Below are 25,057 nucleotides of genomic sequence, written 5' to 3' on the forward strand. Positions count from 1 at the left end.
TTCGTCAGCAGCGGGGCCCGGCCAGCGCCGCCTCGGCGGCGATGCCGAGGCATTCCTCCATCTGCGCCCGCAGCCGGCGCAGGTTGCGGTGCCCGGCGAAGCCCCGCCGCAGGGCCTCCCGCGTCTCCGGCGGCAGGGGCGGCAGCTCGTCCGGGACGCAGCCCATATCCTCGGCGATGCCCGAGAGCAGGCCGGCATAGGTTCCGGCGAAGGCGCTGGCCGGCGGCGGCTCGATCTGATGGACCGAGAGGCGGGAGAGCAGCGGGGCGCTGATCCCCCGCGTCTCGTTCGCCGCCATGACCCAGATCGCATGCCGCAGATCGGCCGCGGTGCGGAGGCATTCGTCGAACCAGGCGGCGCTGCTCTCCGGCTCGATCATCGCCAGCAGCGTGTCATGGGCGCGGCCATTGGTGTCGCGCTGGCCGCCCGCCTTCTCGATCTCGTCGAGGAAGAAGACCGGGTTCGGCGCGCCAAGCCGGGCCATCTCGGCGATCGGCCAGGCCGGGGTGGTGGCCGACCAGCCGCGCGCCGTGCCCTGGAGGCAGCGGTTGTCGGTGGCGCCGCCGAGGTTGAGGCTGGCGAAGGGCAGGTCGAGCGCGCGGGCGAGGCGGCGGGCGAACCAGGTCTTGCCGATGCCCGGCGGGCCGACCAGCAGGATCGGGCGCAGCCGCGGCGAGGGACGGCCGGCATGGGCCGCCAGCGCCAGGCTGCGCCGGATCTCGGCCAGCGGCGCGGCGAAGGCCGGTGCCGCCTGAGCCAGGGCGGAAAGCCGGGCCAGCGCATCCCGCGGCACCCGGCGAAGCGGCAGCGGCGTGGTCAGAGGGTGGTAGGACTGCCATTCCGCCCGTTCATTCGGTGGGGTGAAGGGCTGCAGCACCACCACCTGGCTGCCCGGATAGGCGACGGCCGGTGGCGGGGCAGGGGCAGCGGCCGGTGCCGGGGCCTGCTGCGGCAGCGGCAGGTTCAGCGTCTCGGCCAAGCGCGAGGGAAGCGGGCGCGCGCTCTCGGGCCCCGGCAGGAAGCGCAGCCAGAGATCGGCCGAGAGCCGTGCCGCCAGCACGAAATGCCGCAGCCGGGTCGGGTCGCCGGCGAGGCCGCGTGCCTCGGCATGCAGGCGGTATTGCAGCGCCTCGATGCAGGCCAGCGCGCCCTGGCGGGCGAGGCTGCCGCCGCGCTCGGCGACGATCCGGGCGGCGGCGATGATCAGGGCCGGGCCCTCGGCGAAGCGGCCGGCGATGGCGCCGAAGCGGGCGATGAAGTCCAGCAGCCCCGCATCGTCGCCCGGCCGCACCGCCTCCTCGCCGATGCGGGAGGGGAAGAGGGGGGAGCGCAGATGGCGCAGCAGCGCCGCCTCCAGCGCGGCCAGCTCGGTCGTCTCGATGGTCAGCCAGAGCCAGAGCGGTGGGCTGCCCGGCGTGCCGAAGAGCAGGGAGGTGTCTGACACCTCGCCCTCGGCGGACTGGCCGACCGGCGCGACGATGGAGTCAGTCTGGAGATTGGTGTCGGGCAATGGGACGGCCTCGCTCACGGGACTGAGAGCAAGAGAACACCGTCATGTTATATTTGTGAATACAATTCGTATGCCAACAGGCGAAACAACCTTGCCCGTGGCAGGGGTGCCGCGTTCGCAGCACTTCTCGTCCGGGATCGGCCTGCCTGTCGTCAGGCCGATCCTGGAGGAGGCTTTCGTTCGGCCAGCGATTCACGCCCCAAGTGTTTCCACTTGGGACGATCGCGGGCCAGCCAAACGATCAGGCCTCGGCGGAGACGGGGATGCCCTTCTCCTTCAGCATCGACTGCAGCTCGCCGGCCTGGAACATCTCCATGATGATGTCGCAGCCGCCGACGAACTCACCCTTCACATAGAGCTGCGGGATGGTCGGCCAGTTGGCATAGGCCTTGATGCCCTCGCGGATTTCCATGTCCTCCAGCACGTTCACGCCTTTGAACGGCACGCCGATATGGCTGAGGATCTGCACCACGCGGGCGGAGAAGCCGCATTGCGGGAAGACCGGGGTGCCCTTCATGAAGAGCACGACCGGGTTGGCGTTGATATCGGTCTCGATACGTTCGAAGACGGGGTTGGTCATGGTGGGATCTCCGATAGGTCAGGCAGGGGCAGAGGTTTGCAGGGCCAGGGCGTGCAACTCGCCCCCCATGCGGCCGCGGAGCGCGGCATAGACGAGCTGGTGCTGCTGGACCCGGCTGCGGCCACGGAAGGCTTCCGAGACCACGGTGGCGGCATAGTGGTCGCCGTCCCCCGCCAGATCCTCGATGGTGACCTGCGCATCGGGGAGCGCCGCCTTGATCAGCGCTTCGATCTCCGCCGGTTGCATCGCCATCCCGTTCAGCCCTCCATCAGGGCGGGCAGGGTCGCCTCATGCGCCGCCCGCAGACTGGCTACCGATATGGAACGGCCATCGGGGAGAACCAAGCCCTCCCCCCCGCTGCGGCCGAGCCGTCGGGCTGGCACCCCCGCCGCCTCGGCAGCCGCGATCAGCGCCGTAGCATCGGCGACGGCGAGCACATAGCGCCCCTGGTCCTCGCCGAACCAGAAGGCATGGGCGGGGCAATCGGCCGGGCTGGGAAGGAGGGTGGCGCCGATGCCACTCGCCATCGCCATTTCCGCCACAGTCACCAGCAGCCCGCCATCGGCGCAATCGTGGCAGGCGCGGACGGCGCCCGAGAGGATCTGGGCACGGACGAAATCGCCATTGCGGCGCTCGGCCGTGAGGTCGACCGGCGGCGGCGCGCCTTCCTCCCGCCCCGAGATCTCGCGCAGCCAGAGGGACTGGCCGAGCCAGCCCTGCGTATCGCCGATCAGCACCAACTCGGTGCCGGCCGGCAGGGCGAGGCCGATCGCCTGGGTCACATCCTCCAGCACGCCGACGCCGCCGATGGCGGGGGTGGGAAGGATGCCGCGGCCTTCCGTCTCGTTGTAGAGCGAGACATTGCCCGAGACGACGGGGAAGTCGAGCGCGGTGCAGGCGCTCGCCATGCCGCGGACGGCGGCGGCGAACTGCCCCATGATCTCCGGCTTCTCCGGGTTGCCGAAATTCATGTTGTCGGTGACGGCCAGCGGCAGGGCGCCGGTGGCGGTCAGGTTCCGCCAGGCCTCGGCCACCGCCTGGCGCCCGCCCTCCTCGGGATCGGCGAGGCAATAGCGCGGGGTGGTGTCGGTCGTCATGGCCAGGGCGCGGCGGTGGTCCTCGATGCGGACCACGGCGGCATCGGCGGCGCCGGGGCGTTTCGCCGTCTGGCCGCCGACCATGCTGTCATACTGGTCCCAGATCCAGCGGCGGGAGCAGAGATCGGGGCAGGCGACGAGGGTCGTCAGCGCCGCCTCCAGCCCCACCGGATCGGCGACCGAGGCCGGGTCCAGCACCGGCTGCTTCGGCGTCTCGGCGGTCGGGCGGCGGTAGAGCGGCGCCTCGCTCTCGAGCGGGGCGAGGGGGATGTCCGCCTCCACCACGCCGTTGTGGCGGATGACGATATGGCCGGTCTCGGTCAGCCTTCCGATGACGGCGAAATCCAGCTCCCATTTGGTGAAGATGCGCTCGGCGATGTGCTCGGCACCGGGGCGGAGCACCATCAGCATCCGCTCCTGGCTTTCCGACAGCATCATCTCATAGGCGCTCATCCCCTGCTCGCGCTGGGGGACACGCTCCATGTCGAGCTCGATGCCGACGCCGCCCTTGCCGGCCATCTCGACCGAGGAGGAGGTGAGGCCGGCCGCGCCCATATCCTGGATGGCGACGATGGCGTCCGTCGCCATCAGCTCCATGCAGGCCTCGATCAGCAGCTTCTCGGCGAAGGGGTCGCCGATCTGGACGGTCGGGCGCTTCTCCTCGGAATCGGCCGAGAATTCGGTGCTGGCCATGGTCGCACCATGGATGCCGTCACGCCCGGTCTTCGAGCCGACATAGACCACCGGGTTGCCGACGCCGGCCGCGGCGCTGAGGAAGATGCGGTCGCGCGGCGCGATGCCGACCGTCATCGCATTGACCAGCGGGTTGCCGTTGTAGCGCGGGTGGAAGTTCACCTCGCCGCCCACGGTCGGCACGCCGACGCAATTGCCGTAGCCGCCGATGCCGCGCACCACGCCGTCGATGACCTGCTTCATCCGCGGCGCATCGGGGCTGCCGAAGCGGAGCGCGTTGAGGTTGGCAATCGGCCGTGCGCCCATGGTGAAGACATCGCGCAGGATGCCGCCCACTCCCGTCGCCGCGCCCTGATAGGGCTCGATGAAGGAGGGGTGATTGTGGCTCTCCATCTTGAAGACGGCGGCGAGCCCGTCCCCGATATCGATGACGCCGGCATTCTCGCCCGGGCCATGAATCACCCAGGGCGCCTTGGTCGGTAGCTCCCGCAGCCAGACCCGGCTCGACTTGTAGGAGCAATGCTCGGACCACATGACGCTGAAGATGCCGAGCTCGGTCAGCGAGGGCTCCCGGCCGAGGATGGCGAGGACGCGCTCATACTCGTCCGGCTTCAGGCCGAATTCGGCGGCCAGCTGGCGGGCTCTCTCGGGGGCGAGGGTGTCGATCTTCACGCGTTCGGGATTCCCATGCGGCCGGAATGTCGGTGGTTATAGCAGGAAAGGTGCGGCCGGCAGGGGGCCGGCGCGCCGGGCCGAGGAAGACCTGCCATGCCGCGCGCGCTCCTGTCGCTGCTCCTGCCCTTGCTGCTGGCTGCCGCGCCGGCCCTGGGCCAGCCGCTGGGCGGCAGTTCCAAGGCCCCGGCGGCGCCGAGCCAGTGCCCCGACAATATGGAGGCTTATGCCGATAGCAACGAGGTCCTGACCTGCACCTGCCCGGCCGCCCAGGCGGGGCAGGGCGCGGTCTGGGGCAGCGACACCTACACCGCCGACAGCGCCACCTGCCGCGCCGCGGTCCATGCCGGCATTCTGGGGCGGCAGGGCGGCACCGTCACGGTCGAGATGCTGCCCGGCCAGCCGCGCTATCCGGGCACCACCCGGAACGGCGTGCAGAGCCAGAATTACGGCAGCTACGGCGCCAGCTACCGCTTCCAGGGCAGTCCGCAGCAGGCCCAGGCACCGGCCGCCCCGGCGGCGCCGACCAATCTCGGCCAGTGCCCGGACACTATGGAGGCCTTCGCCAACAGCGCCGAGGTCGTGACCTGCGGCTGCCCGGCCGCCCAGCTCGGCCAGGGCTCGGTCTGGGGCAGCGACACCTATACCTCGGACAGCGCCACCTGCCGGGCTGCGCTGCATGCGGGCATCCTCGGCCGGCAGGGCGGTCAGGTGACGCTGGAGATGCTGCCGGGCCAGCCGCGCTACCCCGGCATGACCCGCAATGGCGTGCAGAGCCAGAATTACGGCAGCTATGGCAGCAGCTACCGCTTCCAGGGCGCCCCGCAATCGGCCCAGGCCACGCCCGCCGGCCCGGCCGCCATCAGCCAATGCCCGGACGACATGACCGCCTATGCCGATAGCAGTGAGACCGTGACCTGCTCCTGCCCGGCCGCTCAGATCGGCCAGGGCTCGGTCTGGGGGACGGATACCTATACCGCCGACAGTGCGACCTGCCGCGCGGCGCTGCATGCCGGCATCCTCGGCCGGCAAGGTGGCCAGGTGACGCTGGAGATGCTGCCGGGTGCGGCCCGCTATCCGGGCACCACCCGCAATGGCGTGCAGAGCCAGAATTACGGCGCCTATGGCGCCAGCTACCGCTTCCAGGGCGGCCCGCGCCAGGCGGCCTCGGCCGGGCCGCAGCTCTGCCCCGACGACATGACCAGCTATGCCGATAGCGGCGAGGCCCTGAGCTGCCTCTGCCCCGGCGAGGCGACCTTGCGCGGCGCGGTCTGGGGCACGGACACCTACACCGCCGACAGCGCCACCTGCCGCGCCGCCGTCCATGCCGGGATGATCGCCCAGACCGGCGGCACCGTCGCGCTCCAGATGCTCCCCGGTGCCGCACGCTATCCCGGCACCACCCGCAACGGCGTGCAGAGCCAGAATTACGGCGCCTACAACGCCAGCTACCGCTTCACCGGCAACCCGAGGGCGACAAAATCCAGCGCTCCGGTCCAGGCGCCGGTCGCCGAAACCCTGCAGCGCACCGGCCAGGTGCAGCTCTACATCACCTTCCGCACCAACTCGGCCGATCTCGATATCAGCGCCGCCCCGGTACTGACCCAGTTGCGGGATGCGCTGGTCGCCGACCCCGCGCTGCGGCTGCGGCTGATCGGCCATACCGACAGCACCGGGTCGGCGGCCACCAACCTGCCGCTGTCCCAGCGCCGGGCCGAGAGCGTGCGGCAATGGCTGGTCGCGGCCGGCATCCCGGCCGAGCGGCTGAGCTCGGAGGGGAGGGGGCCGAATGAGCCGATCGCCGACAATGGCAGCGAGAGCGGCCGGGCGCTGAACCGCCGGGTGCAGGCGGCGCGGCTGTAGCGACGGCTCAGGCCGTCGCCAGCGCCTCCGCCAGGCTCTCGAAGAGCGGCAGGCCGTCCGTGCCGTCGATCAGCGGATCGACCTGGTTCTCCGGATGCGGCATCAGCCCCAGCACCCGGAGATTGGGCGAGAGGATGCCGGCGATGTTGCGCGCGCTGCCGTTGAGGTTCGCCGCCTCGGTCACTTGGCCGTCGGCGGTCGTGTAGCGCAGCGCCACCAGCCCCTCGCCCTCCAGCCGGTCGAGCGTCGCCTCGTCGGCGAAGTAGTTGCCGTCGCCATGCGCCATGGTAGAGCGGAAGATCTGGCCGCGCTGGAAGCGACCGGTATAGGCGGTATCCGTCCGCTCCACCCGCATATGGCAGTCCATCGAGAGGAAGCGGAGCGAGGCGTTGCGCAGCAGCGCGCCCGGCAGCAGCCCCGCCTCGGCCAGCATCTGGAAGCCATTGCAGACGCCGAGCACATGCCCGCCGCGTCCGGCAAATTCGTGAATCGCCCGCATGATCGGGCTCTGCGCCGCCATTGCCCCGCAGCGGAGATAGTCGCCGTAGGAGAAGCCGCCCGGCAGCACGACGAGGTCGGTGCCGGCCGGCAGCTCCGTATCGCGGTGCCAGAGAATGGCGGGCTTCCGACCCGTCGCGCGCTGGAGGGCCAGCGCCATGTCGCGTTCCCGGTTGGTGCCGGGGAACATCACGATCCCTGCCTGCATCCGCCTAACCTCCCTGCCAGACGCGCAGCCAATGCAGCCCGCCCAGCACCAGCATCGTCGTCAAGGCCGCCAAGGTGGCGGCAGTCAGCCATCGGTTCAGCCGGTGCTTCTGCGCCGCCAGGAACCCCTTGCGTCGCGGCCCGGCCGCCGGCCGCAGCACCGCCACCCGCTCCTCCCGCCAGCGCAGGCCGATAGCGATCAGCACCGTCAGCCCAAGCATGATGAAGAGCGAGGTTTTCAAAGCCTTAGTCCAAGCTGACCGAGAAGCTCTCGATCACCGTATTCGCCAGCAGCTTCCGCGCCATGGCCTCGGCCTCGGCCTTCGCCTTCACTGGGTCGGTCTCGGCCAGCTCCAGCTCGATCACCTTGCCCGCCCGCACCTCGCCGACGCCCTCGAAGCCGAGGCCGGCCAGGGCATGGCCGATCGCCTTGCCCTGCGGGTCCAGCACGCCGGCCTTCGGCATCACAACGACTTTCGCCTTCATTGCATCATCTCCGGCCCCTTGAGGTCCCGTACCCCCGCCTCGGGCAGGATGCCGAGCCGCCTCGCCACTTCCTGATAGCCTTCCTCGACCTTGCCGAGGTCGCGGCGGAAGCGGTCCTTGTCCATCTTCTCGCCCGTCTTGGCGTCCCAGAGCCGGCAATTATCCGGGCTGATCTCATCCGCCAGGACGATCCGCATTTCCTCGTTCTCGTAGAGGCGGCCGAATTCCACCTTGAAGTCTACCAGCGTGATGCCGACGCCGAGCAGCAGCCCGGTCAGGAAGTCGTTCACTCGGAGCGCCAGCGCGACCATGTCGTCGAGGTCCTGGGTCGCCGCCCAGCCGAAGGCGGTGATGTGCTCCTCGCAGACCAGCGGGTCGTTCAGCTGATCGTTCTTGTAATAATATTCGATGATCGAGCGCGGCAGGCGCGTCCCCTCGGCGATGCCGAGCCGGGTCGAGAGGCTGCCGGCGGCCACGTTCCGCACCACCAGCTCCAGCGGGATGATCTCCACCTCGCGGATCAGTTGCTCCCGCATGTTCAGCCGCCGGATGAAATGGGTCGGGACGCCGATCTCCATCAGCCGGGTCATCAGGTATTCGCTGATCCGGTTGTTCAGCACACCCTTGCCGGTGATGGTGCCCTTCTTCTGGCTGTTGAAGGCGGTGGCATCGTCCTTGAAATACTGCACCAGCGTCCCCGGCTCGGGGCCCTCGAACAGGATCTTGGCCTTTCCCTCATAGAGCTGACGGCGTCGCGCCATGGTTACCGGTTTCCTTCTATAGGCGACGTCCCGCTGGCGCGCGCGCAGCCGGACACGGGGCGCCCTGGCCGTCCCGCGGGTGCCCCGGCGGATGCGATATAGCAAGGGCCCGCCCATCCCGCCACGCCCCGCCCGGCATCCCTGCCACGCTTCCTTTACCTCTGCCGCCCCATCCTGGGCCCGAAAGCGGACAGGACCAGGATGGCCATGCCCCCCGTCATCATCGGGCTTCGTAACGATACCGGCACGCCGGGCGACGGCATCACCGCCGATTCCGCCCCGATGCTCTTCGGCACCGCCACCCCAGAGGCCACGGTTCGGCTCCTGCTCGGCGGAGTGCAGATCGGCAGCGCCACCGCCGGGCCGGACGGCATTTGGCAGGCCCTGGCCAATGTGATCGGGGAGGCCTCGGTCACCCTCATCGCGCGGGATGCGGGCGGGGACAGCGCCCCCTTCCGCCTCGCGGTGGATCAGACCGCCCCCGCCGCCCCGCTGCTCACGGGCTTCGCCGGCGACACCAGCGGGGACCGCAGCCAACCCATCTGGCAGACGGTGGACACCACGCCGAGTGTGGCCGGCACCGCCGAGCCAGGCGCCATCATCCGGGCCTGGGACGGCAACCGCCTGCTCGCCACCGCCCTGGCCGGGGCCGGCGGGGCCTGGAGCCTCGATCTCGGCAGCCTGCCGCTCGGCCAATACTACGCGATCGGGATCGAGGCCGAGGACGGCGCCGGCAATACCTCCACCCGGACGGTGGTCAATCTCCGCCTGGGCGAGACCACGGTGCCGGTCGTCACCGCCATCCAGGCCCCGGCGCCGGGCAATTACCAGCCGGGCCAGGCGATCGACATCACCGTGCAATTCAACAAGCCGGTCGTGATCCATACCGGCGCCGGCATCCCCATCCCGGGGCTGGAGGTGCTGGTCGGCGACCAGATCCTGACCGCGGGCTACCTCGCCAGCCCGGCGCCGCATCGGCTGACGTTTCGCCTCATCCTGCCGGCGGGGGTATCGGACGGCGACGGGATCGGCCTCGGTGGGCTGCTCGGCAGCATCACCGATACATCGAACAATCCGGTTTCCGGCGGGCTGGCCGGGGTGCCGGACCTCTCTGGCGTGCTGGTCGCGGCGGACCTCACCCCGCCCGCCATCGCCGCCATCCTTGGCCCCGCCCCCGGCAATCACCGGGCCGGCGACCTGCTGGCCTTCACCCTGGTCTTCACGGAAGCAGTCCAACTCGCTGGCAGCGGCGCACCGGTGCTGGAGGTGCTGATCGGCGGCACCACTTGGCAGGCCGCGCTGACCGGCCAGCCGGCGCCCAACCGCCTCGCCTTCGGCCTGGTGGTGGAGGCGGAGGCGGTGGCGCAGACCGGCATTGCCCTCGGCCGGCTGCTGCTGGATGGCGCCACCGTGACCGACCGGGCCGGCAATGCCTGGTCCGGCGCGCTCGGTACGCTGCCTGATTTTTCCTCGGTCTTCGTCCAGGCAGATTTCGACCCGCCTGCGATCACCTCCATCGCCCTGGAGAGTGGCGGTCCCGCCGGCCTAGGTGCCATGGTCGTGATCGCCCTGCATCTCAGCGAGGCGGTGATCGCCGGCCCGACCACCCAGCTCGACCTCTCGGTCGGTGGCCAGGCGGTGACCGCGGCGATGCTCCCGGGCGGGACCGATCCGACTCTGCTCCGGTTCGGCTTCATCGTCTCGCCCGGCCTGCTTGGGCAGGGGTTCACGCTGCTCGGTCTGGAGGGGGCGGTGCAGGACGCGGCTGGCCATGTCCTGCTGCCCGGCCTGCCGGCCGCTCCGTCCCTGGCCGGGCTGCTGCTGGATGGGGTGGTCCCGGAGGCCACCCTTATCGCCCCCGCCACCGCCCGCTTCATCCCCGGCCAGACCCTCCGTCTCACCCTTGCGGTCTCGGAGGCGGTGCACCTCGCCCCCGGCGACGCCTTGCCTGCCCTGCTGGTCGGGGTCGGGGCTGCCATCCGGCCGGCGGTCTTCGATGCGGCGCTCAGCACTTCAACCAAACTTGTCTTCAGCCTGGCGGTGCAGCCGGGCGACCTGGCCCGCAGCGGCATCACCCTGCTCGGCCTCGACGATCCGGCGGGCCGATTGCAGGACGCTGCCGGCAATCCGCTCCACGCTACTCTTCCGAGCGGCCCGCTTGCCGCCAGCCTCTGGCCCGAGGACCAGCAGCCACCGGTGCTGCTGCGGCCGGAGCCGCCCGGCCATGGTGCGCCCTTCGACCTGACCCTGCTCTTCTCGGAACCCCTCATCCTGTCTGGCGGCGCCCCCGAGCTGGACCTGCTGGTGGATGGGGTGGCGATGGTGGCGGGGCTGGCCGGCACGCCCTCGCCGGATCGGCTGGCCTTCCATCTTGATCTCGCCGCGGCGCCACAGGATGTGCAGATCCTCGGCTTGCGGCTGGGCAGCGCCAGCCTCACCGATGCCGCCGGCAACCCTTGGGAGGGCAGCGGGCTCGGCGCCGTCACCCTCCGCTATGGCGGGGGCGGCGGGCCGGGCGACGACCTCTTTATCCAGGACACCCCTGGTCCCGGCCCTGAGGTTCCGCCCGGTGACGGGCATGACACGCTGCTCGCCTCGGTGGACGCCACGCTGCCGGCGAATGTCGAGGCGCTGCGGCTGGTCGGCGCGGCCCGCAATGGCAGCGGCAATGCCGGCGACAACAGCATTACCGGCACCGCCGGGGCCAATCTGCTGCGTGGCCTGGGTGGCGACGACAGCCTCGATGGCGGCGGCGGGGCCGATCTGCTGATCGGCGGCCCGGGCGATGACCGCTACCTGATCCATGGCGGGGGCGAGCGGGTGATGGAACGGCCGGGTGGCGGTTGGGACACCGTTCTGGCCAACATCCCGGGCGGCGGCGCGACCCTCCCCGAAAATGTCGAGGCGTTGGTGCTGCTCGGCACCACGCTGTTCGGCCGCGGCAATGCCGGCAACAACAGCCTGACCGGCAGCGCTTCCGGCAACTGGCTCCTCGGCGGGGCCGGCGCGGATACGCTGGATGGCGGCGGAGGCAGCGATACCCTGTTCGGCGGTGCGGGCGCCGACCTGTTCCTGGTCGGCCATGGCGCGACCTTGATCGGCGACTTCACCCCAGGCGCCGACCATCTGCGCTTAAGCGGCTTCGCCAATTTTGCCGCGGTGCTCGCCGCCACTACCGAGCGAGCCGGCAGCGCCGTCATCGATCTCGGCGGCGGCGACAGCCTGACCCTGCTGCACGTCCCAAAGGCTGCGCTCGCCGCCGGCGATGTCCTGATCGGCTGACGCGCCGCCCTGCCGCCTGTAGCCTCGACCCATGCACGACACCGCCGCGCTCTGCGAGGACGCCGCCCGTCTCCTGCTCGACCCGTTCGGCCCTGCCGCGCAGGATGCGGCGGAGTTCCTCGATTGGCTGGGCTGCCCCATCCCCGCCAGCCCCGGCCCGGCCGAGCGGAATCGCGCCTTGCTGCTCCGGGCTGCGGCCCGCTTCACCCGCCTGTTCAGCCTGGACTGCCCGACCGCCCCGGGCCTCGCCGTCTTCGGCGCCGAGGTGCCGCTCGGCTTCGCCCAGGCCGCGGCCTCCGGCACGGGCGCCAGCCTGCTCGACGCCTTCGAGGGCTGCGTCGGGGAGGGGGTGGAACTGCTCTCCACGGTCGAGACAGCAGAGGATCGCGCCGCCTTCCGCCCCGCCCCGGCCGCGCCCGAGCATGCCGATTGGCTCGCCGCCTTGCTGCCCGCTGGCGCCACCCCGACGGAATGGCTGGAACTGCTCCGCCTCGACGCCCCGGGCTCCGCCTGGCTGCCGGCCGGCCTCCTCCTACGCCGCGCCGCGCCCGACTTCCCGGCTCCTTGGCCGCTCAGCATCGGCTGCGCTGCCGGGCCGACCCGCGAGGCCGCCGCCGAACATGCCCTGCTGGAGCTGATCGAGCGCGATGCCGCTGCCCTCTGGTGGCGTGGCGGGCGGCGCGGCCGGCCGGTGGCGCTGGAGGATCCGGCCAGCATTGCCGCCACCTCGCTGCTCGCCACCCTGCGCGCCGGGCAGGCGGGGCGGCGGAGCTGGCTGCTCGACCTCACCACCGATCTCGGCGTGCCGGTGCTGGCCGCCCTCTCCACCAACCCGGCGGGCGATGGCTTCTGCTGTGGCCTCGCCGCCCGTCCCAGCCGCGCCGCCGCCGCCCGCGCCGCGGTGTTGGAGATGGCCCAGATGGAGATGGCGCATGCCGTGGTGCTGGTGAAGCAGGCCGAGCCCGGCAGCCGCCTCAACGCCCATGACGAGGCGCTACTCGCCCGCTATCACGGCATCCGTGCCGGCGACTGCGCCCTGCTGCATCCGCTTGGCGCCGCCGATCCCGCGCCCGACCTGCCGGAGCCGGCGATGGAGTCGCTGATCGGCCGGCTCGATGCCCGCGGAATTCCGGTCCTCGCCCTCGATCTCACCCGTCCGGAGCTCGGCATTCCGGTGGTACGCATGGTCTGTCCAGGGTTGGAAGTGGAACCCTCGCGCATTCTTGGCGCGAGACTGGCCCGGACTCTGATCGAAAGCGGCTCAGCCGATGGACAGCATGGACGAATTGCGTTGTTGTAATACCCGCATGAGATGCCGTAGCCCGGCCGGAGACTGATGCAGCAGCAAACGCCGCAGGCCGATGCCGATCCTGGCCAAGCCACGGCGTCTCCGACGCTCCAGCTTTCGCTCACGGGTCCGCTGCGCGCAACCGTCGGCGAACGGGAAGTGCGGCTGCGCAGCCGCAAGGCGCGGGCGCTGCTTGGCTATCTCACCCTCATGGAGGCCGGCGAGGAGAGCCGCGAGCGGCTGGTCGGCCTGCTCTGGAGCGAGACCGGGGAGGAGAAGGCCCGCGCCTCGCTCCGCCAGGTGGTGCATGAGCTGCGCGAGGCGCTGGACGCCGCTGGCTTCGCCGCCTTCCGTGCCGGGCGCCTCGCCATCGGCCTCAACCCCGCCCGGGTGCAGGCCGATGCGCGGGAGGTGCTGCGCACCGCCGAGCGTGGCCAGGCCCATCCGCTGCTGCTGGCCACGCCGCGGCTGAGCGAAACCCTGCTGCAGGGCTTCGAGGATCTCGACCCCGCCTTCCGCGGCTGGCTGATGGTGACCCGCCAGGGCTACCATGAACGGCTGATGCGGGCGCTGGAATCAGCCATGCGGCCGGAGGCCGGGCCGCGCACCGCCCGCCAGCGCCTGGCCGAAGCCATCCTCCATCTCGACCCGACGCATGAGGAAGCCTGCCGCGTGCTGATGCGCGCCAGCGCCGAGGCGGGTGACACGGTCGGCGCGCTGCGCGCCTATGAGCAGCTCTGGCGGCTGCTGGAGGAGGAGTACGATACCGAGCCCTCCAGCGCGACCCAGGCCCTGGTCGCCGACATCAAGCTCGGCCGCATCATGCCGGTGGCCGCCATGCCCGCCGCTTCGGAGCCGGCGGCGCCCCGCCCTGCCGGCGCCCCGGCCCGCATCGCCCTGCTGGTCGAGCCCTTCGCACTGAACGGCGTCGCCGAGGGGCAGCTTCATCTGGCCCAAGGCTTCCGCCACGACCTGATCGCCTGCCTGGTGCGGTTCCGCGAATGGTTCGTCGTGGATGGTCCGGCCATGCCGACCGCGGCCGAAACCGGCAGTCGCGTCTCCGGCCGCTACCGCATCAGCGCCACCGCTTATCAGGTCGGCGACCGGATCAGCCTGGTGCTGACCCTCGCCGAGCAGGATAGCGGCATCTTCGTCTGGTCGGAGCGGATGGAGCTGCGCCTGGATGGCTGGTTCGAGGCGCATCGCGACATCGTCCGCCGCATCGCCATCGCGCTGAACCTGCAGATCTCCTCCGCCCGGCTGCAGCGGCTCTCGGTCGAATCCGATGTCTCGCTCGAAAGCTATGACCGCTGGCTGCGCGCGACGGCGATGATCCGCAGCTTCAGCCCGCAGAACTGGACCCGCGCCGAGCAGCTTTTCCGCGAATGCATCGAGGCGACGCCGGGCTTCTCCTCGGCCTATAGCGGCCTCGCCCAGATGGAGAATTCCGTCCACATCATCCATCCGGGCGAGCGGCGCGGGCGGGAGCGGGAGGCGCGCGCGGTCAGCCTTGCCCGCCGTGCCGTGCATCTCGACCCGACCGATTCCCGCGCCCAGCTCACCCTCGGCTGGTCGCTGGCGATGAGCGGCCAGCATGCCCAGGCGGAGGTGCCGATGCGCCTTGCCTGCGAGCTGAATCCGAATGACAGTTGGACGCTGATCTCGACCGCGCTGTTCCATGCCTTTTGCGGCGAGCATGAGCGCGCGGCGGAGCTGGCCGCGCAGTCGCTCGAGATGACGCTGATGCCGAGCCTGACCCATTGGGGCTATCAGGTGACCATCGCCTATCTGCGCGGCGACGATGCGGCGACGCTGGAAGCCTGCGACCGCGCCCAGGATGTGATCCGCACCCTGCCGGCCTGGCGCGCCGCCGCGCTCGCCCGGCTCGGCCGCTTGGAGGAGGCGCGAGGGGCGGCGGAGCGCTATCTCCGCGGCATCCGCGCCGCCTGGTGCACCGGCCCGCCGCCGAGCGACCTGGAAGCGGTGCGCTGGCTGCTCCATCTCTATCCCATTCGCCGGGCCGAGGAATGGACCCGGCTGCACGACGGGCTGGCACTGGCCGGGCTGCCCACCGAGGGCGCCCGGCACGGCGACTGGTAGGCGCCCGCCGTCACTGGCAATTGGCGATCGAGTAGTCGCCGATCCGCTGGGCGTGGAATTTCATCCGCGCCGCCTTGTCCGGCAGCGGCGTCGGCGCCTGGCCGGAATAATGGTCGTTATAGAAGGCGGGGAGGGCGTAATCCTCGGTCGTCAGCCGCTTCTCCGAAGCCTTCACCAGATCGGGCGGCGGCAGCCGCAGCAGCAGCGTGTCGCTGCGTCCGACCACGACCTGCAGATGCTGGATGCGCGCCGGCAGGGTGAGGCCGGTATGCGCCGATTTGAGCTGCTGCTTCACCTCATCAAGTGTCTTCGGCACCGGGTATTTATGGCCGTTCTTCACGTAGTCCTCGCCGGTGGCCCAGCTCTTCACCAGCTTGCCCCAATTCTCGTAATTCACCGGCACCATGTTCACCGGCTCGGTCGGGTCGATCGCCATCGCTTGGGTCCTCTCCTCGGGGTCTAGAGAAAGGCGGGATCGGCAGCGCCGAGATGCAGCCGCCGGGCCAGCCAGGTGACGAGGCCGGCCATGTCATGCACCGCCGGCGGATCCGGGAAATGCCAGCCGGGGCGCCAGAAGGCGCAGGCCCGGTTGAGCGCCTGGGCGAGGCTTTCCCCGGCGACTTCCGAGGCCAGCCGCTCCCGCGCCAGCGCGCCATGGACGGTCTCCGCCAGCAGCAGGGAGCCGAGGATGCCGAGATGCCGGCCATCGGCCTCCCGCTCCGCCTCGAACAGCACGTAGAAGGGCAGCGGCGGATTGGCGGCCAGCGCGGCGACATCGGCCGGGGTCAGCAGGCTGGTCTCCGCATCGCGCCCGAGCCAGTCGGCCAACGCCGCCTCCCGCGCCGCGCGGTCGCGCAGCATCGGCGAGCGCGCCGCGAGCTGCGGCGCCGCCTGCACCACCCGCGATGCAAGGCTGGCGACGGAGCGGAGGCCGCAGAGCCCCGCGCTCATCAGGTCGCGGAAGGCGAGGCCGGCCGGGTCGCCCTCCTCGATCGGGTCGAACAGCCCGTCGCCCAGCAGCATCGCGCTGTGCTGCGGCCCGAGCCGCATGCTGAGATTGGGTGCGGGCTGCCCCGGCAGCGGGAAGAATTGCGACCAGCGCAGGATCCACTTCGCCGTCAGCGGCATGGCATTCGGGCTGCGGGTCGAGGATTGCCGCAGCAGGTCGGCGAGCGTCGCGTCGGTGAATCCGCCGATCTGGTAGCGGTCGCGCGGCATCGCATGGGCGAAGCGCAGCGCGCCATGCGTGGCTTCCAGCGGCATGCCCGGCTCCGGGCGGGGCTCCAGCAGCGGGCCGCCGGCGGCCGCATAGGCGTTGCGCACCGCGGGGTCGAGCAGGCGCGGCAGAAGGTCGTCGCGCAGCAGGGTGCGGAAGACCAGCGTCACCGCTTCCCGCGCCAAGGCGAAACGGGCCGCCGTGGCCTCGCGCAGCGGCTTGGCGGGGAGCGTGCCGGGCGCGGGGATCATCTCCAGCACCGCATTGTGCAGCATCTGGAACAGGCCTGTGACCTGGGAGAGCAGGGCGCTCTGGTCGTTCCGTGAATCCGCGATCAGGGCCTCGCCGCGTCCGCCGCGGCTGGCGGAGACGCCCGGCGTCGCCGCGCGGCCGATATCGCGATACTGCGCCGCGGTCTTCGGCGCATCGCCGCCAACCGCGGAGAAGCGGAACCGGCTGCGATACTGGTCGCGCGCATCGTCGGGGGCGAAGGCAAAGGGGCAGGCGCCCGGCCCATCGCCATAGAGCGTCCGCAGCCGCAGAGGCGCGCCGAGCGCATTGGCCACGCCCGGCGCCGGCCCCTCGGCGGCCCAGAAGGCCATGGTGGTCGAGACCAGATCATGCGCCATGAGCTGGAGCAGGTAGGTATAGCCCGAGGGGATGCCCGGATTCTCCGCCGCTCCCTCCGGCCGCTCATTCATCAGGGTCGCGAGGCCGCGCATCCGTCGCCGCAGCACCGCCAACGCCTCGCGGCTGCTGCGCGGGTCGGCGCCGTCCACTGCGAAGCGCTCATTCGGCTCCGGCGAGCCGAACAGGTGGCGGAAGCCGGGCAGCGGCCCCGTGATGCCGGCCCCGAAGGGGCATTGCGCCGCACCCGTCATCCCCTGCCTCCCTTGTGCCGGAATGATCCTCCCCACACCTGCGTGATGCCAGCGTGAATTACGCGCCGAAGCCGCGGCCGGTCCCGGCATTCACGCTGAGGTCACGCTGGCTGTTCCAGTCTCCGCCGCATGAGACAGACGCCGCCCGGACCTCCGGTCCAGGGTGGCCCAGCGGATGAGGCGACCCCATGACCCATATGCCGATGCCGGTCGCAGCCCAGCCCCCGGCGCGAACCCCCCGCCCCTCGCTTGCCTCCGCCTCGCCCGACCCGCGCCGGCTGCTGGACGAGCAACTGGCGCGGCTGCGCGGCGGGGAGGATCCGGGCGCCGTGGTGGATGCGCTCGCCGATGGGCTGCGCTGGCTGCGCAACACCGCCGCCCCTGCCGCCTGGCAGCGCAGCGTCCAGGCGCTCCGCGCCCATCCGTTGCTGCCCCTGCTGCATGAGAATCCGCTGGCGCGCCGCAGCTTTCACAAGCCGCGCGGCTATGCCGGCGATGCCCCGATGCTCGACATGCTCTATCTGGGTGAGGCGGCGCTCACGAATGAGAAGGTCACGCCGCTCGGCGCGGCGCTGTTCCGCCGCGACACGGCCGCCCCGTCGGCCGTCGCGGCGCGGGAGCGGATCGGGATCATGGCGCGGGCGATCGACGCGGCGGCGGAGGAGCGCCAAGCGCCGCATATCCTCGCCCTCGGCTGCGGCCATCTGCGCGAGGCCGGGCTCTCCCGCGCGCTGCGCTCGGGGCGGATCGGCCGCTTCGTCGCGCTCGACCAGGATGCCGCCTCGCTGGCCCTGGTGCAGATGGAACATGCCGGGGTGGAGACCCTGCAGCGCAGCCCCAAGGCGACCTTCGACGGCACCCTGCCGCGCGGCGGCTTCGACCTGATCTATGCGACGATGCTGTTCGACGACCTGACGGACCGGCTGGCCCATACCGTCACCACCGCCTGCTTCGCCCTGCTGCGCCCGGGCGGGCGGCTGCTGCTGGCCAATACCGACCGCGAGGCGGTGGATGCCGGCTATCTCGAAGCCTGCCTCGACTGGGTCCGCTTCCAGCGCGACGGCGCCGGGATGCTGCGCCTGGCGCATGGCCTGCCGCCGGCCGAGCTGGCGCTCTGCCGCCTGCTGCCGGACTGCCATCCGGAGAACCAGGTGCTGGAGCTCTGCCGCCGTGGAGCCAACGGGAGCATCGGTGCATGATCGAGACCGATCCCCGCGCCATGGTGCCCGAAGGCTTTGCGATGGCGATGCGCGGCAGCCTCGCCTTCGCTCCCTATGACGCGCCCCACCATTCCGGCCCTGCCACGGCGGAATGGCTGATCCTCTGCCGCTGGGGAGAGGAGGGCGAGTATCTCAGCATCGCCCGCGCCGGTCCGGCCGGCGATCCGGGCGAGGCCGAGGCGCCGATCGGCCTGCGCCCGCAGGCGACCTTTCTCGGCCTCAGGATGGCGGGGGAGGGGCACCAATTCCTCCTGCTCCGCCACTGCCCGCCCGGCCTCAGCCTGGCCGGCGTCTTCCATCCCAGCGACGGAATCGCCCGGCTGGCTGGCCCGGCCGGCGCGCTGCGGCTGGAGGCGGCCGGTCGCTACGCCCATCTGCGCGGCCGCCGCGGCGGGGAGGAAGTGCGGGCCGATGTCCCCGACCCGCCCGAGGGCAGCCCCGAGGCCACGGCCTGGAACCTCCAGGCCACACGCATCCGCTGGCTGGGCGAGTTCCTCGCCGGACAGGCCTCTGCGGATTGACAGGGCAGGGTGAAGCCGGATATCCCCCCGGCTCTCCGGAGGGGTGCCCGAGTGGCTAAAGGGGGCGGACTGTAAATCCGCTGGCTCAGCCTACGTTGGTTCGAATCCAACCCCCTCCATTCCTCTCCTCTACCCCTGCTGCGGTTCCGGCCCGCGCGTCGCCTCCGCCGGCGGGCGCAGATGCTGCGGCCGCTGTTCCGCTGCGGCGCGGTAGATCGCCTCCATCAGCACCTGGTCCTGCAGCCCTTCCTCGCCCGGCGTGTGCGGGCGGCGGTTCTCGCGGACGCAGCCGGCGAAATGGTCGATCTCCTGCGCGAACTGGTTGCGGGGGCGGATGATCCGCTCCTCCTCGCCGGGGACGTCGCCGACCCGGCGCTGCACCACCAGCCGCTGGCCCTGGTAGTCGAAGGCATGCGGCATGGTGACGGCGCCGCGCTCGAATTGCAGCCGCAGCATCCGGTCCTGATAGGCGCCATAGCTCGACAGGCAGCGCGCCAGCACGCCGGAGGGGAAGCGGAGTTGGAAGGCGACGCTCTCTTCCACCTCGCGATAGCGCTCGTCGCCCTCGGGGCTCAGCGTGGTCGCGGTCAGTTCCACCGGCTCCTCGCCCGTGACGTAGCGGGCCGCGTTCAGGCAATAGAGGCCGATATCCGGCAGCGCCCCGCCGCCAGCGAGCTGCCTGCTGTAGCGCCATTGCGGCCCCGGCCCATTGGCCTGGGTATTCGTCGCCTCGATGAAGCGCAGCTTGCCCAGCTCGCCGGAGCGGACGAGGGCGATGACGGCGCGGTTCGTCGGCTCGTATTGCGAGCGATAGGCGATCATCAGCCAGCGCTGGGCTTTGGCGCAGGCCGCGACCATGGCGCGGGCATCCTCGGCGCTGGTCGCCATTGGCTTCTCGCACAGCACATGCTTGCCGATCGCCGCCGCGCGTTCGGTGTATTCACGATGCATTCCGTTCGGCAGGGCGATGTAGACGGCCTGCACCGCCGGGTCGTCGCGCAGCCGCTCCATCTCGGCATAGCCATGCACCGCCTCGGGCCGGATGCCGTATTGCGCGGCGACGAGGCGCGCCTTCTCCGGGCTGCCGCTGACGAGGGCCACCGGCCGCGCGGTCTTGCACTGGGCGAAGGCCGGCAGCACCTCCTCCAGCGCGATGCGGCCGAGCCCGATCACGGCAAAGCCGACCCGCTCGCCGGGCGGCAGCGGCTGCGGCAGCGCCCCGCTCGGCGGATCGGCCGGGGCGCGCCAGTCGGGGAAGCGGATGCGGCCGCCCTCGACATTGCCGGAATCGATCGGGGAGGGGGGCGGGTAGCCGGGCGCGCCGGCCCCGGTCGTGCCGAGCGCGGCGGCGGCGAGGACGAGGCCGCGGCGGGTGCTGGGAATGGGAGGCATGAAGGTCGCTTTCCTGGGATGCCCAGGCGAACGGGCCGCCCTGTCGCGGGTTGCCGATTCCCGCGCATACCGGCGCCGCCCTGCCGCGTTGCCGCTGCGTGACGACAGGAGCAGCCATGAACCAGCGCTGGCCCGACCACCTCTGGATCATCCGGCATGGCGAGAGCGCCGGGAACCTCGCCCGCGACGCGGCCCATGCCGCGCGCCTGCCGCGCATCGACACCCTGGCCCGCGATGTGGACGTGCCGCTGAGCGAGCGGGGCGAGTCCCAGGCCCGCGCCCTCGGCCGCTGGTTCTCTGGCCAGGACCTGCGGCCCGATGTGGTCTTCGTCTCCCCCTATCTGCGCGCCCAGCAGACCGCTGCATTGATGCAGGCGGAAGGCGGGATGGAGGCCGACCCGCGCGACTTCCTCCAGGACGAGCGGCTGCGCGAGAAGGAATTCGGCATCCTCGACCGGCTGACCCGCTGGGGGATCGAGGCGGAGCATCCGCAGCAGGCGGAGCTGCGCCGCATCTTGGGCAAATTCTACCACCGTCCGCCGGGCGGCGAGAGCTGGTGCGACGTGATCCTGCGGCTGCGCGGCGCACTCGACACCATCTCGCTGCACCATGCCGGGCAGCGGGTGATGATCGTGGCGCATCAGGTGGTCGTACTCTGCCTGCGCTACCTGATCGAGGGCATGACGGAGGATCAGATCCTCGCCGTGGATGCCGAAGGCGATGTCGCCAATTGCAGCATCACCGCCTATGCCTTCGACCCGGCTGCCGGGCCGCGCGGCGGGCTGGTGCTGCGCGCCTACAACCACACCATCCCGATCGAGGCCGAGGGTGCGCCGGTGACAGCCGAGCCCGATGCGCCGGTAGCCGCCCGATGAGCTCCCCGACCCCGATCACGCCCGAGCTGCTGCGGAGCATGCCGCTGCCCTCTCATGCTGAAGGGGCGGACAAGAATTCCCGCGGCCGCGTCCTCGTCATCGGCGGCAGCGTCGAGGTGCCGGGCGCCGCCCTGCTGACCGGCGAGTCGGCGCTGCGGGCCGGCGCGGGCAAGGTGCAGCTCGCCACCGTCCGGTCGATGGCGGCGCAGCTGGCGCTGGCCATGCCCGAGGCGCGTGTCACCGGCCTCGCCGAGACGCCGGAGGGCGATATCGACCCGACCGAGGCCGGGCGGCTGGCTCATCGCTGCGGCGGCTGCGACGCGCTGGTGGTAGGGCCAGGCATGATGGAGATCGAGACGGCGCGCCAATTCACCTCCGGCCTGCTCGCCGAAGTGGCGACCGGCCCGGCCCTCGTGCTCGATGCCGCGGCGCTCGCCGCCCTGCCCGGCAGCCGCGAGGCGCTGCGCCGCCATGCCGGGTGCCTGATCCTCACGCCCCATGCGACCGAGATGGCACATCTGCTCGACTGGCCCGAGGCACGGGTCACCGCCGACCCGCTGGCGGCGGGGCGGGAAGCGGCGATGCGCTTCGGCGCCGTCGTCGACATGAAGGGCGGCTGCTCGCATGTCGTGACGCCGGACGGCAAGGCCTGGCTCTGCGGCCGCGGTAATGTCGGCCTCGCCACCTCCGGCTCGGGCGATACGCTGGCCGGCATCATTGCCGGGCTGCTGGCTCGCGGCGCGGTGCCGCTGGCCGCCACACTCTGGGGCGTCTTCCTGCATGCGGAGGCGGGCGAGAGACTCGCCCGCGCCCGTGGCCCCGTCGGCTATCTCGCCCGGGAGATTCCCGGCGAGGTGCCGGGCATCATGGCCTCGCTACTAGGCTGAAGGGCCAGCGGCGGGATGGGCTCCTGCACAATGAGGAAGTAGAGCACCGAGCAGACCAGCGCGACGCCGGCGCCGAGCAGCAGCGCCGGCGCGAAGGAGCCGGTGGCCTGCACGATGAAGCCGGTCGCGGTGGGCGCCAGCGCGCCGCCGAGATAGCCGCCGCAATTCTGCATCGCGCCGAGCGAAGCGGTGCAATTGGCCGGCGCCGCGACCGAGGCCATGGCCCAGGCCGTCGAGCTCGACACATAGGACAGGAACATCGCCGCCGAGATGCAGGCGATGGCGAGGTTGTTGTCCGCCACCAGCGCCGCCGCGGCGGTGAAACCCGCGGTGCCGGCGAGCGCCGCCGCCATCGGCCATTTCCGGCTGTTCATCGGCGAGACGCCGCGCCGCACCAGCGCATCCGCCAGCCGCCCACCGAGCAGGCTGCCGACCACGCCGAAGGCGAAGGGGATCGCGGCCATCACCCCAGTGCGGGCGATGCTCATATGCCGCTCCATCTCCAGATAGCTCGGCAGCCAGGCGCCGTAGATCCAGGTGACGTAGATCGTGCCGAAGAAGCCGATCAGCATCCCCCAGGTGGTGCGGAAGCCGAAGAGCCGGCGCCATTCCGGCCAGGTGAGGCGAGCGGCCGGCGGCGGTTCGCCCTCGGTCAGGTGCCGCCGTTCCTCCGGCGTCAGCACGGTCTGGGCCGGGTTGCGGTAGATTGCATAGGCCGCCAGCGCGACCAGCACGCCGAGCGCGCCCATGATGCCGAACATCCAGCGCCAGCCGAGATGCAGCATGAGGAAGGTCAGCAGCGGCACCGAGAGCGCGGTGCCGAGCGTCGAGGAGCAATTCCAGATGCCGGTCGCGGTGCCGCGGTCGGCCGGGTTGAACCAGTCGCGGCTGACCCGGGCGGCGGTCGGGAATTGCGGTGCCTCGCCGAGGCCGAGCACGGCGCGGGCGGTGAAGAATTGGGCAAAGCTGTGCACCAACCCGCCCGCCGCCTGGGCGAGCGACCAGAGGCCGAGCCCGAGCGAGAGCATCAGCCGCGGCCCCAGCCGATCGACCAGCGCGCCCACCGGCAGCTGCGCCAGCGCATAGGCCCAGAGGAAGGCCGAGAGCAGCAACCCCATATCCGCGACCGACAGCCCCAGCTCCTCGCGGATCAGCGGATTGGCGACCGACAAGGTCGCCCGGTCGATGTAATTGACGACGCCGCTGATGACGAGCAGCGCCAGCGCGGTGCGCTGGATGGCCCGGATGCGCGGTGTCTTGGCTTCAATGACTGCCATACTCTCCTCCCGCATCCCGGCGGGGCCCGAACGCCGGCATCCCGGCCCGGTTCTTGCCGTGGGCGTGAGGGCAGCAGGAGAGGAGAGACAGCATGGCCGAGCGGCGCCGGATGGCATTGGTCGCCTATCTGAAGGCCGGTCCTTCGGCCAGCTACCCGAGCAGCTGGCGCCATCCGGAGGCGAGCCTCGACGACCTCTTCACCCCCGGCCGCTGGGAGCATATCGCCCGCGTGCTGGAAGCCGCCTGCTTCGACGCCTTCTTCTTCGCCGACGGGCTCGGCATCCCCGATCTCTACCAGGGCAGCTATGCCGATTATGTCGGCCGCGGCGGGCAGCTCACACTGGTCGATCCGATGGCGCTGCTGCCGCTGATGGCGCGGGTGACGCGGCATCTCGGCCTCGGCATCACGCTCTCCACCAGCTTCATGCCGGCCTACATCATCGCCCGCTATCTCGGCTCGATCGACCTTCTCAGCGAAGGCCGCGCCGCCTGGAATGTCGTTACCACGGCGCGCGACTTCGAGGCGCGGAATTGCAGCATGCCCGCCGGCCTGCCGCCGAAGGACCAGCGCTACGACATGGCCGATGAGGTGCTGGAGGCCTGCGACGCGCTCTGGTCCGGCTGGGAGGAGGATGCGCTGGTGCTGGACCGCGCGGGCGGCCGCTTCGCCGATCCCGGCAAGATTCACCCCGCCAATTACCAGGGCCGGCATGTCAGCACCGAGGGCCCGCTGTCGATCCCGCGCAGCCCGCAGGTGCGGCCGGTGCTGATGCAGGCCGGCTCCTCGCCGCGCGGGCGGGATTTTGCCGCACGCTGGGGCGAGGCGCTGTTCTGCACCCCGGCGACCAAGGCGGATGCGCTGGCCTATCGCCAGGACATCCACCGCCGCATGGCCGCCTTCGGCCGCCCGCCCGAGCATTGCGCCGTCCTGCCTTCCGTCACCGTGGTGGTGGGCGAGACCGAGAGCATCGCCCGCGAGCGTGCTGCCTATCTTGAATCCCTGGTCGATCCCGAGCTGGTGCTGGCCGCCAGTTCCTGGTCGGTGGTCGCCGATCTCAGCCGGATCGAGACGCCGGAGGCGCTGGATGGCGGCGGCAGCAACCAGGGCGTCCAGGGCCACCGCGACCGGATGCTGCAGGTGGCACGCGAGCAGGGCATCAGCTTCGCCGAGGCGGTGCGCCGCCCGCGCGCCCTTCTGGCCGGCACGCCGGCGATGATCGCCGACTGGATGGAGGACTGGTTCAAGAGCGGCGCCTGCGACGGCTTCATCCTGCCGCCCACCGTCTTCCCCAGCACCTTCGAGGAATTCGGCCGCATGGTGGTGCCGGAGCTGCAGCGGCGCGGCCTGGTGCGGCGGGAGTATCGCGGACGGACGCTGCGGGAGAATCTGCGGGAGCTGGACTAACCACCCGACTTACGCCGATGTGACCCAAACCAGAATGATCCGGCTGCGGTCTGCTGCGTCATGCCACCACAGGTTTCGCAGCAGGGTGGACCATGCAAGCAGAGCGCCGCAAGCAGTTCCATGGTTATGTGAAGGTCGAGCTCCAGTCCCGCCATCCACGGCGCTGGACCTGGCGCATCTACAAGGAAGGCTGCGACACCCTGACCGAACGCGCAGAGCGCAGCTTCTGCTGCGCCGAGGATGCCTGGCGCGATGGGCAGAAGGTGCTGGTGATGCTGGAAGAGGGTCAGCGCTGGCGGCCGCAATCGACGCCGCTGGCAGCTTGAACCGCTTGTTGGGAAGCAC

The 25,057-nt window shown here is 71.2% G+C and carries 22 protein-coding genes and 1 tRNA gene; 11 read left to right on the top strand and 12 right to left on the bottom strand.

Features of this window, described 5'->3' with window-relative positions; genetic code table 11:
- Positions 1-4 precede the first annotated feature (4 nt).
- From JMJ55_RS31870 to purL, 4 genes are all read right to left on the bottom strand, one after another.
- Positions 5-1,528, bottom strand: a complete 1,524-nt coding sequence (locus JMJ55_RS31870) for an AAA family ATPase (protein WP_202823649.1) — start codon at positions 1,526-1,528, stop codon at positions 5-7.
- 223 nt (positions 1,529-1,751) lie between these two features.
- Entirely contained in the window at positions 1,752-2,090 is a 339-nt protein-coding gene (gene grxD / locus JMJ55_RS01150) for a Grx4 family monothiol glutaredoxin (RefSeq protein ID WP_202823650.1), read from the bottom strand.
- A gap of 18 nt (positions 2,091-2,108) precedes the next feature.
- Positions 2,109-2,342 (bottom strand): BolA family protein, encoded by a 234-nt coding sequence (locus JMJ55_RS01155; protein ID WP_202823651.1) that lies wholly within the window; start codon positions 2,340-2,342, stop codon positions 2,109-2,111.
- A gap of 5 nt (positions 2,343-2,347) precedes the next feature.
- Positions 2,348-4,546, bottom strand: coding sequence for a phosphoribosylformylglycinamidine synthase subunit PurL (gene purL, locus JMJ55_RS01160; protein WP_328702565.1), 2,199 nt, complete (start codon positions 4,544-4,546; stop codon positions 2,348-2,350).
- Between the two features lie 102 nt (positions 4,547-4,648).
- Here purL and JMJ55_RS01165 point away from each other — a divergent pair, with 102 nt between their 5' ends.
- On the top strand, positions 4,649-6,415 hold the full coding sequence (locus JMJ55_RS01165; protein WP_202823652.1) for an LCCL domain-containing protein: 1,767 nt from the start codon (positions 4,649-4,651) through the stop codon (positions 6,413-6,415).
- Positions 6,416-6,422: 7 nt separating this feature from the next.
- Here the strand turns inward: JMJ55_RS01165 and purQ are convergent, their stop codons facing one another.
- The 4 genes from purQ to purC are packed head-to-tail and all read right to left on the bottom strand — an operon-like array spanning position 6,423 to position 8,367.
- A complete protein-coding gene (gene purQ / locus JMJ55_RS01170; RefSeq protein WP_202823653.1) occupies positions 6,423-7,121 on the bottom strand; it encodes a phosphoribosylformylglycinamidine synthase subunit PurQ in 699 nt (232 codons plus the stop codon).
- Positions 7,122-7,125: 4 nt separating this feature from the next.
- Positions 7,126-7,362 (bottom strand): hypothetical protein, encoded by a 237-nt coding sequence (locus JMJ55_RS01175; RefSeq protein WP_236033311.1) that lies wholly within the window; start codon positions 7,360-7,362, stop codon positions 7,126-7,128.
- Between the two features lie 4 nt (positions 7,363-7,366).
- On the bottom strand, positions 7,367-7,606 hold the full coding sequence (purS, locus tag JMJ55_RS01180; RefSeq protein WP_202823654.1) for a phosphoribosylformylglycinamidine synthase subunit PurS: 240 nt from the start codon (positions 7,604-7,606) through the stop codon (positions 7,367-7,369).
- The gene (gene purC, locus JMJ55_RS01185) at positions 7,603-8,367 is read right to left on the bottom strand and encodes a phosphoribosylaminoimidazolesuccinocarboxamide synthase (RefSeq protein WP_202823655.1); all 765 of its coding nucleotides are present in this window, start codon (positions 8,365-8,367) and stop codon (positions 7,603-7,605) included. The genes purS and purC overlap by 4 nt, the downstream gene beginning before the upstream one ends.
- A 201-nt stretch (positions 8,368-8,568) precedes the next feature.
- Here purC and JMJ55_RS01190 point away from each other — a divergent pair, with 201 nt between their 5' ends.
- Genes JMJ55_RS01190 through JMJ55_RS01200 form a run of 3 tightly spaced genes read left to right on the top strand, consistent with a single transcriptional unit; the run spans position 8,569 to position 15,037 of the window.
- Complete coding sequence (locus tag JMJ55_RS01190; protein ID WP_202823656.1) at positions 8,569-11,649, top strand: Ig-like domain-containing protein; 3,081 nt, start codon at positions 8,569-8,571, stop codon at positions 11,647-11,649.
- A 31-nt stretch (positions 11,650-11,680) separates the two neighbouring features.
- On the top strand, positions 11,681-12,949 hold the full coding sequence (locus tag JMJ55_RS01195; RefSeq protein WP_202823657.1) for a YcaO-like family protein: 1,269 nt from the start codon (positions 11,681-11,683) through the stop codon (positions 12,947-12,949).
- A 36-nt stretch (positions 12,950-12,985) separates the two neighbouring features.
- A complete protein-coding gene (locus JMJ55_RS01200) occupies positions 12,986-15,037 on the top strand; it encodes a BTAD domain-containing putative transcriptional regulator (RefSeq protein WP_202823658.1) in 2,052 nt (683 codons plus the stop codon).
- A 10-nt stretch (positions 15,038-15,047) separates the two neighbouring features.
- On the opposite strand, the gene JMJ55_RS01205 is transcribed toward JMJ55_RS01200, so the two are convergent.
- On the bottom strand, positions 15,048-15,473 hold the full coding sequence (locus JMJ55_RS01205; protein ID WP_202823659.1) for a hypothetical protein: 426 nt from the start codon (positions 15,471-15,473) through the stop codon (positions 15,048-15,050).
- Between the two features lie 23 nt (positions 15,474-15,496).
- Positions 15,497-17,134: a peroxidase family protein gene (locus JMJ55_RS01210; protein WP_202823660.1), complete on the bottom strand. Its 1,638-nt coding sequence runs from the start codon at positions 17,132-17,134 to the stop codon at positions 15,497-15,499.
- Positions 17,135-17,322: 188 nt separating this feature from the next.
- Between JMJ55_RS01210 and JMJ55_RS01215 the strand changes: the two genes are divergently transcribed.
- The 3 genes from JMJ55_RS01215 (at position 17,323) to JMJ55_RS01225 (ending at position 18,994) form a co-directional block, all read left to right on the top strand.
- Positions 17,323-18,333, top strand: a complete 1,011-nt coding sequence (locus JMJ55_RS01215) for a hypothetical protein (protein ID WP_202823661.1) — start codon at positions 17,323-17,325, stop codon at positions 18,331-18,333.
- Positions 18,330-18,875: a hypothetical protein gene (locus tag JMJ55_RS01220; protein WP_202823662.1), complete on the top strand. Its 546-nt coding sequence runs from the start codon at positions 18,330-18,332 to the stop codon at positions 18,873-18,875. The genes JMJ55_RS01215 and JMJ55_RS01220 overlap by 4 nt, the downstream gene beginning before the upstream one ends.
- Before the next feature lie 37 nt (positions 18,876-18,912).
- Positions 18,913-18,994, top strand: a tRNA-Tyr gene (locus tag JMJ55_RS01225).
- 10 nt (positions 18,995-19,004) lie between these two features.
- Here the strand turns inward: JMJ55_RS01225 and JMJ55_RS01230 are convergent.
- Positions 19,005-20,267, bottom strand: a complete 1,263-nt coding sequence (locus JMJ55_RS01230) for a Gfo/Idh/MocA family protein (RefSeq protein WP_202823663.1) — start codon at positions 20,265-20,267, stop codon at positions 19,005-19,007.
- Positions 20,268-20,383: 116 nt separating this feature from the next.
- Between JMJ55_RS01230 and JMJ55_RS01235 the strand changes: the two genes are divergently transcribed.
- On the top strand, positions 20,384-21,142 hold the full coding sequence (locus JMJ55_RS01235; protein WP_202823664.1) for a histidine phosphatase family protein: 759 nt from the start codon (positions 20,384-20,386) through the stop codon (positions 21,140-21,142).
- Positions 21,139-22,029, top strand: a complete 891-nt coding sequence (locus JMJ55_RS01240; protein ID WP_202823665.1) for an NAD(P)H-hydrate dehydratase — start codon at positions 21,139-21,141, stop codon at positions 22,027-22,029. The genes JMJ55_RS01235 and JMJ55_RS01240 overlap by 4 nt, the downstream gene beginning before the upstream one ends.
- Here JMJ55_RS01240 and JMJ55_RS01245 read toward each other — a convergent pair.
- Positions 21,969-23,306, bottom strand: coding sequence for an MFS transporter (locus JMJ55_RS01245; RefSeq protein WP_202823666.1), 1,338 nt, complete (start codon positions 23,304-23,306; stop codon positions 21,969-21,971). The genes JMJ55_RS01240 and JMJ55_RS01245 overlap by 61 nt on opposite strands.
- 92 nt (positions 23,307-23,398) lie before the next feature.
- On the opposite strand from JMJ55_RS01245, the gene JMJ55_RS01250 reads away from it, so the two are divergent.
- On the top strand, positions 23,399-24,712 hold the full coding sequence (locus JMJ55_RS01250; RefSeq protein WP_202823667.1) for an NtaA/DmoA family FMN-dependent monooxygenase: 1,314 nt from the start codon (positions 23,399-23,401) through the stop codon (positions 24,710-24,712).
- 92 nt (positions 24,713-24,804) lie between these two features.
- Positions 24,805-25,038 (top strand): hypothetical protein, encoded by a 234-nt coding sequence (locus JMJ55_RS01255; protein ID WP_202823668.1) that lies wholly within the window; start codon positions 24,805-24,807, stop codon positions 25,036-25,038.
- Positions 25,039-25,057 lie beyond the last annotated feature (19 nt).

This window comes from Belnapia mucosa, from assembly GCF_016775475.1.
GTDB classification, from domain to species: Bacteria; Pseudomonadota; Alphaproteobacteria; order Acetobacterales; family Acetobacteraceae; genus Belnapia; species Belnapia mucosa.